Origin of the sequence: Acinetobacter sp. ANC 4204, from assembly GCF_002135205.1 — a bacterium.
Taxonomy (GTDB): Bacteria; Pseudomonadota; Gammaproteobacteria; order Pseudomonadales; family Moraxellaceae; genus Acinetobacter.
The window spans coordinates 86,101-98,847 of the sequence record NZ_NEFZ01000006.1 but is presented as its reverse complement, the minus strand read 5'-3'; the positions used below and the strand labels follow the sequence as shown (position 1 = coordinate 98,847).

Annotated in this window: 12 protein-coding genes and 1 pseudogene; 10 read left to right on the top strand and 3 right to left on the bottom strand. The window is 39.1% G+C overall.

Going from position 1 to position 12,747, the window contains the following annotated elements:
• Window positions 1-864: a sugar phosphate isomerase/epimerase family protein gene (locus B9T36_RS13005; RefSeq protein ID WP_086209892.1), complete on the top strand. Its 864-nt coding sequence runs from the start codon at window positions 1-3 to the stop codon at window positions 862-864.
• A gap of 264 nt (window positions 865-1,128) precedes the next feature.
• Entirely contained in the window at window positions 1,129-2,319 is a 1,191-nt protein-coding gene (locus B9T36_RS13000) for an MFS transporter (protein ID WP_086209891.1), read from the top strand.
• Between the two features lie 122 nt (window positions 2,320-2,441).
• Here the strand turns inward: B9T36_RS13000 and B9T36_RS12995 are convergent, their stop codons facing one another.
• The 3 genes from B9T36_RS12995 to B9T36_RS12985 form a co-directional block, all read right to left on the bottom strand.
• Entirely contained in the window at window positions 2,442-2,732 is a 291-nt protein-coding gene (locus B9T36_RS12995) for a putative quinol monooxygenase (protein WP_086209890.1), read from the bottom strand.
• Between the two features lie 57 nt (window positions 2,733-2,789).
• Window positions 2,790-3,863, bottom strand: coding sequence for a Gfo/Idh/MocA family protein (locus B9T36_RS12990; protein ID WP_228147003.1), 1,074 nt, complete (start codon window positions 3,861-3,863; stop codon window positions 2,790-2,792).
• 180 nt (window positions 3,864-4,043) lie between these two features.
• Window positions 4,044-4,964 carry a LysR family transcriptional regulator gene (locus tag B9T36_RS12985; RefSeq protein WP_086209888.1) on the bottom strand — a complete coding sequence of 307 codons (921 nt, stop codon included), beginning with the start codon at window positions 4,962-4,964 and terminating at the stop codon, window positions 4,044-4,046.
• 119 nt (window positions 4,965-5,083) lie between these two features.
• Between B9T36_RS12985 and B9T36_RS12980 the strand changes: the two genes are divergently transcribed.
• The 8 genes and pseudogenes from B9T36_RS12980 to B9T36_RS12945 all read left to right on the top strand — a co-directional run bounded on the left by B9T36_RS12980 (window position 5,084) and on the right by B9T36_RS12945 (window position 12,688).
• Window positions 5,084-5,959 carry an intradiol ring-cleavage dioxygenase gene (locus B9T36_RS12980; protein ID WP_086209887.1) on the top strand — a complete coding sequence of 292 codons (876 nt, stop codon included), beginning with the start codon at window positions 5,084-5,086 and terminating at the stop codon, window positions 5,957-5,959.
• Entirely contained in the window at window positions 5,959-6,639 is a 681-nt protein-coding gene (locus tag B9T36_RS12975) for a 3-oxoacid CoA-transferase subunit A (RefSeq protein ID WP_086209886.1), read from the top strand. Before B9T36_RS12980 ends, B9T36_RS12975 begins: the two co-directional genes overlap by 1 nt.
• Window positions 6,640-6,652: 13 nt before the next feature.
• Window positions 6,653-7,306, top strand: a complete 654-nt coding sequence (locus B9T36_RS12970) for a 3-oxoacid CoA-transferase subunit B (RefSeq protein WP_086209885.1) — start codon at window positions 6,653-6,655, stop codon at window positions 7,304-7,306.
• A 152-nt stretch (window positions 7,307-7,458) separates the two neighbouring features.
• Window positions 7,459-8,673 (top strand): 3-oxoadipyl-CoA thiolase, encoded by a 1,215-nt coding sequence (gene pcaF / locus B9T36_RS12965; protein WP_086209884.1) that lies wholly within the window; start codon window positions 7,459-7,461, stop codon window positions 8,671-8,673.
• Between the two features lie 253 nt (window positions 8,674-8,926).
• Complete coding sequence (locus B9T36_RS12960) at window positions 8,927-9,292, top strand: nuclear transport factor 2 family protein (protein ID WP_086209883.1); 366 nt, start codon at window positions 8,927-8,929, stop codon at window positions 9,290-9,292.
• 9 nt (window positions 9,293-9,301) lie between these two features.
• Window positions 9,302-10,369 carry a maleylacetate reductase gene (locus B9T36_RS12955; protein WP_086209882.1) on the top strand — a complete coding sequence of 356 codons (1,068 nt, stop codon included), beginning with the start codon at window positions 9,302-9,304 and terminating at the stop codon, window positions 10,367-10,369.
• Between the two features lie 90 nt (window positions 10,370-10,459).
• Window positions 10,460-11,641 carry a maltoporin gene (locus tag B9T36_RS12950; RefSeq protein ID WP_086209881.1) on the top strand — a complete coding sequence of 394 codons (1,182 nt, stop codon included), beginning with the start codon at window positions 10,460-10,462 and terminating at the stop codon, window positions 11,639-11,641.
• 129 nt (window positions 11,642-11,770) lie between these two features.
• Window positions 11,771-12,688 (top strand): annotated as a pseudogene (locus B9T36_RS12945) (IS5 family transposase).
• The last annotated feature ends 59 nt before the right edge of the window (window positions 12,689-12,747 follow it).

Genomic DNA, 12,747 nt, shown 5'->3' with positions numbered 1-12,747 from the left:
ATGAACAAACCAGACTTATTAGCGGCTTATTGGACTTTAGCTGGAAACGTATACCCGGGTGCTCCAACAGAAATTAGCCCATTTACATTACAGCAGCGTGTTGAAGCTGCGTCTAAAGCGGGTTGGAAAGGAGTTGGTCTTGTACTTAGCGATTTGCAAGTAACACTTGAGCAAAACAGCATAGCAAGTATTCGTCAGTTATTTAAAGACAATGATATTAAATACTTCGAACTAGAAATTTTATTAGATTGGTATTTAACTGGCGATGCTCGTAAAGTCTCGGATTATGAGCGTTCTAAAATGATTGAGCTCGGTGCAGAGCTTGGAATGTGTAATTTGAAAATTGGTGCTAAGCCATTTGAAAATTCTCCAAATAGCTTGGAAAACATGGCTGAGGAATTCTCTAAGTTGTGTAAAGAAGTGGCTCAAGTGAATGCAAATGTTGCTCTAGAAATTATGCCATTTTCACGTTTAGCTACTTTAGAAGATGGCTTGAAAGTCGTTGATACTGGTGATGCTAATGGTGGATTGTGCTTAGATATCTGGCATTTAGCACGTGGTAATATTGATTTTGAAAAAATTAGTATGGTGCCAGAACACTTAATTAAATCAGTTGAATTAAATGATGCAGCAGATGAAGTTCAAGGTGATTTATTTAACGACTCTACACACCATCGAAAACTTTGTGGTCAAGGATCATATGACATTCCATTGTTTTTAAATGAAATTAAGAAGGCGGGCTTTAACCAGCCGTATTATGGCGTTGAGTTGATTTCACAGGAGCATCGAGTGCTTCCGCTTGATGAAATGGCAAAACGGGCTTATGAGACAACAATTAGTGCATTTAATTCTGTAACAGCTTAATAGTTTTAACCCCAATAGTAACTTTTAAACTATTGGGGTTATAAATACGGTTTAAAAATGTCGTTTTATTTTGTTTATAAGATATTTAATCAAAGCTCGGTGAATTTAAAAAAGAGGTGTAACAGTTTTGAAAGCATTATGTTGAATCAATACATAATTCAAGAATGCTATCCAAAATTTGCTGATAGCTTATGTGGATTTAAGAATTAACTTTCTAGGCTCGTTTTATCTTTAAACTATAATTCAATATTCTCTTTTATTATTATGACATCTGATCCTACTTTACCTCACTCATATTCACTTTTTGCCGTTATCTTCGCTCTTGCAATTGGAGGGTTTTGTATCGGTACAACTGAGTTTGTAGCGATGGGCCTAATTCAGGAAATAGCGGAAGATTTACAAGTCTCTATTCCTGATGCTGGTTATTTTATCAGTGCTTATGCCTTAGGTGTGGTGATTGGTGCTCCCATTATTGCTATCTTGTGTGCCCAGCTTCCTCGTAAGACTTTACTCCTTATACTCATGTTGTTTTACGGCATTGCAAATGCTTTTACAGCTTTAGCTCAGAGCCCAGAAACAGTATTATTATCGCGATTTATTGCAGGGCTACCACATGGTGCATATTTTGGTGTAGGTGCCTTGGTCGCGGCTCAACTTGCAAATCCTAAGCAGCGATCTACAGCCGTTGCTTTCATGATGATGGGACTCACCACCGCGACTGTCGTTGGAGTTCCTTTGGCAACGTGGATGGGGCAACAATTTGGTTGGCGATCAGGATTTGAAGTTTCAGCTACAATCGCCTTTATCACACTTATTGCGATTATCATTTTTGTTCCTAATATTTCTGTTCATAAAACAGCAAGTATAAAGAATGAGTTAGCAGGTCTTAGAAACATCAATATGTGGTTGACCCTAGCTGTTGGGTCTGTTGGATTTGGTGGGATGTTTTCTGTATATACCTATATTTCTCCAATCCTCACTGAATATACTCATGCTGATATTTCAATCGTACCTATTGCACTTGCGATTTGGGGAGTTGGAATGGTGATCGGAGGGCTGTTAGCTGGCTATTTCGCTGATAAAAATCTAAATAAAACTATTATTGGTATTTTAATCAGTTCTGCACTCACGTTTATTTTAGTGAGTTTTTTTATGAATAACATTTATACAGCTATTGCTGGTTTATTTGCAATCGGAATGATAATTATTGGATTAAGTAATACCCTACAAATGCGTCTTATGAATGTTGCAGGTGATGCACAGGTATTAGCTGCTTCACTTAATCACTCTGCATTTAATTTAGCCAATGCCCTCGGTGCTTTTTTAGGTGGCTGGGTATTGACACATGATATGGGGTGGTTGGCTCCTATCTGGATTGGATCAATATTAAGCTTAGGTGGATTATTTATTTTATTAATCGCTTTCTTTGTTGAAAAATCTAATCACGAAATTTAATTTCAGAAAAGATCACCTCTTATCTTATAACGCTAAAAGGTGGTTTTATAAATATTAGGGTTGGGGCTTAACTATTCTTTAGTTTATGTACTTATCTTCAGACTTACACGTTGGATACACAATTATATTTTTTCTAGAATGCGAGTTTCATTATGTTTAACCATACTTCCAACTTCTTTAAAACAGGCGATAAAGTGCGCTGTTTTTAAATGTTTATTTAAGTCATCCATTGTTCGCCATTTTTCAAAAAAGATTAATGTAGCAGGATCATGTACTTCTTGATGTAAATCATACTGTAAGCAACCGAACTCTTTACGGGTCTCATTAACAAGCTCTTTAAACACTTCAATAACCTGATTAATGTGTTCTCGTTGAACTTCTAATTTAGCAACAACTCTAATTTCTTTATTCATAAAATCTCAAATAGAAGTAAAAATGCAACTACTTATAGTTGCATTTTTACTTAATGATTATAGAAAGACTTCACTGCCATCTTTTCCTGCAGAATCAAATAATGCTGCAAGTAAAACAGAAATGTTATGTGCTTGAGTGGCTGGTACTTGAGAAGGCTTACCATTTTGATATGAATCTAAGAATGCATTCAATTCACGATCGAAATAGACTGGGTTGCCAATTTCAGCAATATCTGGAGAGTATTCAGTTTTCTTCGTAGCCCAAATCTCAGGGAAACTTGTCTCATGCCATTCTGTCCAACCTTCCGTAGTACCTTCGATATTACCAGTTTGATAGAGTTTGTAAGATGAAGGTAATGAGCGAGAAGACATAATACCTTCAGTGCCATAAGCTGTCATATCCCAGCTTTCAGTCCAAGGAAGAACATCCCAAGACATGAAGTCTACAACAACAATCTTATCATCATAGTTAAGAATCGCACCTGCAGCATCTTCGCGAGACTCTTCACCTTTGAAATCTTTGAATTTGGTAATACGTGCATTTACAGATTTTGGCATGCCAAAGTGATGTAGTACGCGGTCAAATAAATGACAACCAATAACGAAGAATGCTCCACCAATATCGCCAGGCTGTCTCATATGTGCAGTTTCAGCTTCATTATGCGAGCAGCCTGCATGAGCGCGAATTTGTAAAACTTTGCCAATTTTACCTTGCTGAATAACATCATGCATTACGTTGATTGAAGGAGCAAATCGCCAACAATAGCCAACCTGAACAAAACCATTAAATTCATTTACAGCATCAACGATACGTTGTGTATCGGCTACACCTCTGCCAGCGGGTTTCTCAACTAATACAGCTTTTCCTGCTTGTAATGCTGCAATAGTTAGATCAGCCATTTCATAGCTTTTTGAATGAACTAGAATAATATCAATATCTGGATTACTTAAAATGTCTTCTTTAGAGCGTTCGGCAAGATTCAAAGCCTCACAAAAAGGCTTTAAAAGTTCGCTATGATCTGCTGCACCATAAATCTCGATATCTTGACGACGCTGTAGTGCTTTTACTCGTCCTGAAGTGTGCGGGTGGGTGATACCTAATAACGCAACTTTTAATTTATCTTTTTGCAAAATAAAACTCCTGTAAACAACTTTCCAGTTTTGAATAGATGCAAGTTAGCTTTTTCTAATTTGTGTATAAAGAACTTTTAGGGAAATGATTATTTCAATTTTGAAATAATCATTTGTGGATGTAGTACCAATGTTGGTTTGGGGAAATGATAAGTCTGCCCCCATAAGACCGAAATAAAGCTATTGAATAGAACTCCAATAGCGTTCGTATTCTTTATTTTTGAAATCATCTAGCAAGAAATCTATAAACAGTCTATTTTTTATAGGCATAAACTGCCTGCTCTGAAAAGCAATGTTTACCGTAAGCTCTGGCAACTTCCAATCTGTTAATATCGGAATAAGCCTTCCTTCTACAATATCTTGGTAAATAATATATAGCGGTTGAATGAGAATCCCAGCACCATTCAAAGCTGCTGACCTTACAATTTGTCCGTCATTCGTTTCCATAATTGGATCTAATGCAAAGTTTTTAACTTCATCATCTTTACTAAAACTTAAAACCCTTGGGTTATTTGCATGACTGTAGAGCAAAATGTCATGATTTTGGAGTTCTTCAATCGTTTTAGGTTTGCCTTTACGTTTTATGTAGTCGTAAGAGGCAGCTAAAATGCGGTGTGTAGTTGCTAGTTTCCGAATAGTTAGATTGGAATCTGGTTCAAACTCACGAGTCCGGATAGCAATATCAATGTTGCTATCAATAATGTCATGGTAGCGATTTGCACCAACTAAGTTGATTTTAATTTTAGGATAAAGTTTATTAAATTGAGGAATTAAAGGAGTAATGTGCATAATCGCAAATGAAATTGAAGAGGTGATAGTTACTGTTCCCTCAGGTTCAACTGCAGATGAACTAATTGATGATTCTGCTTGATCAATTTCAGAAAGTAACTCTTTACATTTTTTATAATATTCAATACCAATAGTGGTTAAGGATAGGCGGCGAGTACTACGTTCGATTAATCTGACATTCAGCCTATTTTCTAAAGAGGCAATATGTCTAGTCGCAGCAGCATTAGATATATCTAATTTCTCAGCGGCCTTATTGAGTGTACCTAGTTCTGCAACAGCAACGAATAACTCCATGCTCGTCAATCTGTCCATACAATCCCTTCCTATTATTTCCAATATGAAATAAAGATTTTCTCAAGCAACATTTTATTTCAATAATTAACAGCTTAGCATGAGATTCATAGGAGTTAGATTCATTTTATGGAAAAATTATGAAGAATTTAGATGAAAGAACAATCACGCAAGCTGTTATAGAGAGAAACTCTTCGTCTTCAAATGAACGCCTCAAAGATGTTATGCATTCTTTAGTACAGCATTTACATTCATTTGCTAGAGAAGTCCAACTTACTGAAGAAGAGTGGGAAATAGGTGTGAAGTTTTTAACTGATGTTGGGCAAATTTGTAGTCCAACGCGTCAAGAATTCATTCTTTTATCTGACACACTAGGTCTGTCAACATTAGTCATTGCTCAAAATCACAAAAAACCAATCGGTTGTACTGAAGCAACAGTATTTGGGCCATTTCATGTTCAAGATGCTCCGCAGTTAGAGTTAGGCAGTAATATGAGTGAAGGGGTGAAAGGTACTTCATGGTTCGTAAATGGTGTAATCAAAGGCATAGACGGTAAAACTATTCCTCATGCTGTCATCGAAGTTTGGCAAGCGGACGATGAAGGCTTTTATGATGTACAGAAAGAGAATTTAGTTGATTATCAGGGGCGAGCTGTTTTTCATGCTGATAAAGAAGGTAAATATCATTTTGAAACAATTGTCCCGGAAGCTTACCCAATTCCACATGACGGTCCTGTCGGAAAAATGCTTGAAGAGTTAAACCGACATCCGTGGCGTCCAGCTCATTTACATTTCATGATTTCGGCTCATGGTTATGAGCGCTTAGTGACTCATGTTTTTAAAGATGAAGGCGAGTATCTAGATTCTGATGCTGTTTTTGGTGTGCGTACTTCTTTAATTGCAAAGTGGATTAAGCATGAAAGTGGTGTAGCGCCTAATGGTGTGCACCAAGATAATCCTTTTTACACATTAGATTTTGACTTTATTTTAAACAAAAAGAAGGTTGAGGTTATTTAATGATAGATAAAAGTGCAGCATCCCTCACGGAAGTGCTCTCCCAAATCACCGACGGCTCAACCATCATGATTGGTGGTTTTGGTACTGCAGGACAACCTGCTGAACTGATCGATGGCTTAATTCAACTCGGCATTAAAGACCTTACCATCGTCAGCAACAATGCGGGTAATGGTGACTATGGTTTAGCCAAACTACTCAAAGCCGGTGCCGTGAAAAAAGTCATCTGTTCGTTCCCGCGTCAGTCCGACTCTTGGGTCTTCGATGAACTCTATCGTGCAGGAAAAATCGAATTGGAACTGGTGCCGCAAGGCAATTTGGCCTGTCGTATTCAAGCCGCAGGTATGGGACTCGGTGCAGTCTTCACCCCAACAGGCTACGGTACCTTATTGGCCGAAGGCAAAGAAACCCGTCACATCGATGGTAAAGATTATGTACTGGAATATCCAATCAAAGCTGACTTTGCTTTGATTAAAGCGCAGCAAGGCGATCGTTGGGGTAACTTGGTCTACCGCAAATCGGCACGTAACTTCGGCCCGATTATGGCCATGGCGGCAGGTGTAACCATTGCCCAAGTCTCTGAAGTGGTGGACTTGGGTGAATTAGACCCTGAACACATCATCACCGCAGGTATTTTTGTTCAACACGTGGTACAGGTTCAACCTGAACCTGTTGCTGTGTAATCGGGAGAACATCATGAGCTATCAAAAACTCAGCCGTAACCAAATTGCAGAACGTGTCGCACAAGATATTCCCGATGGTGCGTATGTCAACTTAGGTATTGGCTTACCGACCAAGATTGCCAGTTACTTACCAAGTGACAAAGACGTGTTCTTACATTCTGAAAATGGCTTATTGGCTTTTGGTCCACCACCTGAAAAAGGTCAAGAAGACCCTGAACTGATCAACGCAGGGAAAGAATATGTGACCATGCTGCAAGGTGGTAGCTTTTTCCATCATGGGGACTCTTTTGCCATGATGCGTGGTGGTCACTTAGATATCGCAGTCCTTGGCGCCTTTCAAGTGGCAGCCAATGGTGACTTGGCCAACTGGCATACGGGTGCGCCCGATGCAATTCCAGCGGTAGGTGGTGCGATGGACTTAGCCGTTGGTGCTAAAAAAGTCTTTATCACCACTGACCATGTGACCAAACAAGGTGAGCCGAAGATTGTGGCTGAACTGACTTATCCCGCAACAGGTTTGAAATGTGTCGATCGTATTTACACCGACCTGTGTGTGATTGATGTCACTGCAGAGGGTTTAAAAGTGATTGAAAAAGTCGACGGTCTAAGCTTTGCAGAATTACAGGCAATGACCGGTGCAGCTTTAGTGGATGCGACACAAGGATAATAAATCTCCCCTAACCCCTCTTTGAAAAAGAGGGGGAACTCCTCCCTTTTAAAAAGGGAGGTTGGGAGGGATTGAAAAAATGAAAGAATGCTCCCAGAGAAAGTCCCCTTTAGTAAAGGGGGATCAAGGGGGATTCAAAGGGAAAATTAAATATGAAAAATGCTTATATCATCGATGCCATCCGTACCCCATTCGGACGTTATGCAGGTGGACTCGCTCCAGTACGTGCCGATGACTTGGGTGCAGTGCCGATTCAAGCCTTGATGCAACGTAATCCCAGCGTGGATTGGACACAAGTCGATGACGTGATCTATGGCTGCGCCAACCAAGCAGGTGAAGATAACCGTAATGTCGGTCGTATGTCTGCATTGCTTGCTGGTTTACCCGTTGAAGTCCCAGCCACGACTGTGAATCGCTTATGTGGTTCATCCCTAGATGCGATTGCGATGGCAGCCCGTGCGATTAAAGCAGGTGAAGCCAATCTGATCATTGCAGGTGGTGTGGAAAGTATGTCTCGTGCACCCTTTGTGATGGGTAAATCAGAAACAGCTTATGGCCGTAGCCAGAAGATTGAAGACACCACTATGGGCTGGCGTTTTATTAATCCTAAGCTCAAAGCGATGTATGGTGTAGACACCATGCCGCAAACCGCTGAAAACGTGGCACAACAATTTAATATTGATCGCTCAGATCAAGACCAGTTTGCCTTGGCGAGTCAACAGCGCACCGCAACCGCGCAAGCTCAAGGCTTTTTTAAACATGAAATCATCCCTGTGAATATTCCACAGCGTAAGGGTGATCCGATTGTGGTCGACACGGATGAACATCCACGTGCATCGACCACCTTAGAAGCTTTGGCCAAACTGAAGCCAGTCGTGACAGCAGAAGGCACCGTCACTGCGGGGAATGCATCAGGCATCAATGACGGTGCGGCTGCTGTACTGATTGCTTCGGAACAAGCGGTTGAACAGTACCAGCTTAAACCCCGTGCCAAAATCATAGCTTCAACAGCAGTGGGTGTAGAACCGCGCATCATGGGCTTTGCACCTGCACCTGCCATCAAAAAGTTACTGAAACAAGCCAATCTGACATTAGAGCAGATGGATGTGATTGAGTTGAATGAAGCTTTTGCAGCACAAGCATTGGCCGTTACCCGTGATCTCGGTCTGGCAGACGATACGACACAGGTGAATCCAAATGGTGGGGCGATTGCGATTGGTCATCCACTGGGTGCATCGGGTGCACGTTTGGTCACTACAGCATTAAATCAATTAGAACAAACGGGTGGAACCTATGCGCTATGTTCGATGTGTATTGGTGTTGGTCAAGGTATTGCAATGATTATTAAAAGAGTAGTGGCTAATTAATCAAGAGGTACTAAAGTAGATATAAAGGTCCTTATTAATTAAGGGCCTTTTTTTAGAATTATAAAAAATAATTTATAGAATAGAGGTAGTATTAAATTTAATAGAACATAAAATATTGATTTTTAATGAATAAATGAACTTAAAATAATTCTTTCATTTATGAAAATATTATTTCCTAAATCGTTGTTTTTTAAATTTTTTATAAAAGCTACGATGAATTATACCTTGAGTTATCTAGAGTGTGATTAATCGAATGGAAGATATTTTAATTAAAAATCTTGAAGAAGAGCGCTTCAAATCAATTGTTGAACGGCGCTATGAAGATTTTGCAAAACTAGCTCATCCAGAAATGACATACACACATACAAGTGGAGTTACAGATTCGAAGGAGTCTTATTTGGATAAGTTATTTGGAGGTTTCTATGATTATAAATGGATAGAACATCCAATTTCTAAAATTCAAATTATCGGCGAAGTTGCACTTGTGTTTGGTGAAATGCACTCCGAGTTAGTTGCTGGAAATATTCAGAAAAGTTTAAAAAATAAGTCATTAGCAATTTGGCGTAAGGAAAACAATGCATGGCTTTTTTATGCGTACCAACCTACACCATTACCATAAGGAAATTTTATGAAAAATGAGTTTATTTACGATATTCCACAAAGCCGAGTTATTTTTGGAGCGGGATCTCTTAAAAACTTGAAAGCTGAGATTAAGGCTTTAGGAGCACAAAAGGCTTTAATCTTATCAACACCTGAACAAGTTGAATTAGCTGAGAAAATATCAGAATTGCTTGGTAGTTCATCCGTTGGTATTTTTCCAAAGGCCGTCATGCATGTTCCAGTAGAAACTGCGAAAGAAGCAGTAGCTGTAGCGAGAGAGTTAGGTGCTGACTGCGCAATTGCAGTGGGTGGTGGTTCAACCACGGGTTTAGGTAAAGCAATTGCACTTGAGTATGACTTACCAATACTTGCTATACCGACAACTTATGCTGGTTCGGAAATGACTCCAGTATATGGAATAACTGAAAATGGAATCAAGAAAACAGGTAAAGATCCAAGAGTTCTACCGAAAACAGTAATTTATGATCCTGAACTGACTTTAAGTTTACCTCTTAATATGTCTATTACTAGTGGTATTAATGCAATCGCTCATGCTGCTGAGGGCCTATATGCTCAAAATGGTAATCCTATTATGTCTTTATTGGCTGAAGAAGGGATTAAGGCATTAGCAGATGGACTAAGACTCTTAAAGAAAAATGACCAAGATATTGAAGCACGTAGCTTATGTCTATATGGCGCATGGTTGTGTGGTTATGTTCTCGGTAATGTAGGTATGGCGATTCATCATAAGCTTTGCCATACATTGGGTGGCAGTTTTAATCTACCCCATGCTCAGACTCATACAGTAGTTCTTCCTCATGCTATTGCATACAACGAAAAAGCAGTACCTGAGGCAATGGAGCGAATTAAACGAGCATTAGGCGCAACTGAAAGTACCGCTGCAAATGCATTATTCGATCTCGTTTCTGAGTTAGAAGGACCTACTACATTATCTGAGCTAGGTTTAACCGAAGCTGGTCTAGATAAGGCAACGGAGATTGCATTATCTAACCCGTACTGGAATCCAGAACCTATCGAAAAAAATGCAATTCGTCATTTATTACAGAATGCATTTGAAGGGATTCGCCCTAACTAAATTCGTCAATTCTTAATTAACGAGTGTACTACCGTTGACCTATTTATTTAGGTCAGTTGGATAATTTTGTCTAAAAAATGGAATTTTAAAATGAAAAAGACGCTATGGATGTATAGTGCCGCACTACTTATGTCTTCACAATTTGTATCTGCAGTAGAAGTAAATGGATACTTCCGTATGGGTATGGGGGGTACAGATCATGGTGACATGCAAGAGTGTTTTAAGCTGACAGGTGCTCCATCAAAATACCGTTTAGGCAACGAATGTGAGCAATATGGTGAGGTATTTGCATCACAAGAGTTAGCTGAGCTTTCGGATCATTCGAAAATTAATATCAATGGTATGGTTCAATTCTACAATGATTATGGTAAATCTTTAAAATTTAGCGGGGATAGTGGATACACTCGGATGAACCAGATTTATCTGGATTGGACGAATGTTTCATTCTTGAATGGCGGTAATTTTTGGGCTGGGCGACGCTACTACAATCGAAATGATATCAACATGTCTGATTTCTTTTATTGGAATGAAAGCGGAACTGGTTTCGGGATAGACCGTTACAAGTTAGATAAGTTTGCTCTGAGCTATGTATTTTCTAGAAAAGATGACTTGTTTCAGGACAAATATGTCAATAGACATGATTTCACAGTGAGTGACATTAAGTTAAGTGAAAAAAATAAATTGAATTTTGGTGTGTCTTATATTGATCATGATAATGATGGTTGGGCATTCACTATTCAGAATATCACGTCAAATGTTCTTAATGGTAAAAACACTGTTGCATTTCAATATGGTCAAGGACCTGGCACAGGGTTAAGTTATACTGGGGATGTAAGCCTAAGTAGTGATAATACTTCTATCCGTATGCTTGATGTATTGGATTGGCAAAGTTCGAATAAAGTACTTAATGGGCAGGCTCAGATTCTTTATCAAATTAATGATTACGAACAGCAAGATGATGCGAAGTGGTTATCTGTCGGTACAAGAACATCATATGTTTTAAGCGAACATTTCAAGTTAACTGGCGAGATTGGTTACGATCAAATTAAACAGGGCAGTGAAACACGTGATTTGACGAAGATCACATTTGCGCCAACATTTACTCTCCATGGGAATGGATATAATGATCGACCTGAGCTGAGACTTTACTATACATATGCATTTTGGAATGCGGCCGAACAACGGATGAGAGATTTGGTTAATTCAGATAGTAGCTTTTATAACACATCTAATGGTTCAAATATTGGAATCCAATTAGAACATTCTTGGTGATTTTACCTTTAAATTGAACTTGGGTCTTTAAAAAGGAATAGCTCAATAGTCTCCAATTACTATGATAATTGGAGACGACTTTGTTGCACAAACCTAGCACTGAAGGTTTTTCAGCAATATAATTCTTAGATGAATAAGCCTACACCTAAAATTTATCGTACAACAAATTGGTCATCCTACAATCGTGCTTGATCAATCGCGGAAATATCACCATTTGGTTTGATTCAAATACAGAGTGGTATGCAGAGCCAAATCTTAAACAAGGTTGTACCCAACCTATTCTGATAGAGCAATTCAATGTTGTTTGATGATCAAATCTCTATTTCGTCTTTCTTTACGCATGGTGATAGGCTTTGTGCAAAGCCTTATTCAACTCTGTGGTTTAAGTTAGACGGCACCAGATTATTCCACGCTCTGCAGAAGACAAAAGCAAATTGATATTGCGACAAGCTATCAACAAAGTCATGCTGGACTACATCTACTCGTAGACTCAACTGGTCTGAAATTTTTAGGTGAAGGTGAATGGAAACGCAAGAAACATCAACCTGAATACCGTCGGCAATGGCGTAAATTACATATTGGTATAGATGCTAATGGGCAGTTCAGCTCACGACGAATAATGTCAATGGTTCACAGATACTTGATGATTTACTCGATCAAATTCCACAAGCTGAACAGATTGACTATGTTTATATCGATGGTGCTTATGATGCCAAGCAATGCCGTCAAGTGATTGCAGATCGGCAAGCGCATGCGGTGATTCCGCCCAGAAAAAATGCAAAACCTTGGAAAGATAACAAAGTTCATTCGCGAGAGCGAAATGAATTACTTCGAACAGTTAAAGGTTTCGGTAGGACACTATGGAAAAAATGGTCAGGCTATCATCGCCAAAGTTTGGTCGAAACCAGGATGCATTGTATCAAATTATTAGGAGATAAACTCAGCGCTAGGAACTTTCAAAGCCAAGTCAATGAGGTACATGCCCGTATAGTCATTTTAAATAAATTGACAGAATTAGGTCGACCACTTACTCAAGTTACGCCTTAAATTTGGCTCAATTAGGGACGCGTTGCCTTTCAAATCTTTGTGCAACAAAGCCATTAAGA

What these genes read in the sequence shown, in the direction of transcription:
- B9T36_RS13005 (WP_086209892.1), top strand. Translation starts at nt 1, where the DNA reads ATGAACAAACCAGACTTATTAGCGGCTTATTGGACTTTAGCTGGAAAC.
- B9T36_RS13000 (WP_086209891.1), top strand. Translation starts at nt 1,129, where the DNA reads ATGACATCTGATCCTACTTTACCTCACTCATATTCACTTTTTGCCGTT.
- B9T36_RS12995 (WP_086209890.1), bottom strand. Translation starts at nt 2,732, where the DNA reads ATGAATAAAGAAATTAGAGTTGTTGCTAAATTAGAAGTTCAACGAGAA.
- B9T36_RS12985 (WP_086209888.1), bottom strand. Translation starts at nt 4,964, where the DNA reads ATGGACAGATTGACGAGCATGGAGTTATTCGTTGCTGTTGCAGAACTA.
- B9T36_RS12980 (WP_086209887.1), top strand. Translation starts at nt 5,084, where the DNA reads ATGAAGAATTTAGATGAAAGAACAATCACGCAAGCTGTTATAGAGAGA.
- B9T36_RS12975 (WP_086209886.1), top strand. Translation starts at nt 5,959, where the DNA reads ATGATAGATAAAAGTGCAGCATCCCTCACGGAAGTGCTCTCCCAAATC.
- B9T36_RS12970 (WP_086209885.1), top strand. Translation starts at nt 6,653, where the DNA reads ATGAGCTATCAAAAACTCAGCCGTAACCAAATTGCAGAACGTGTCGCA.
- pcaF (WP_086209884.1), top strand. Translation starts at nt 7,459, where the DNA reads ATGAAAAATGCTTATATCATCGATGCCATCCGTACCCCATTCGGACGT.
- B9T36_RS12960 (WP_086209883.1), top strand. Translation starts at nt 8,927, where the DNA reads ATGGAAGATATTTTAATTAAAAATCTTGAAGAAGAGCGCTTCAAATCA.
- B9T36_RS12955 (WP_086209882.1), top strand. Translation starts at nt 9,302, where the DNA reads ATGAAAAATGAGTTTATTTACGATATTCCACAAAGCCGAGTTATTTTT.
- B9T36_RS12950 (WP_086209881.1), top strand. Translation starts at nt 10,460, where the DNA reads ATGAAAAAGACGCTATGGATGTATAGTGCCGCACTACTTATGTCTTCA.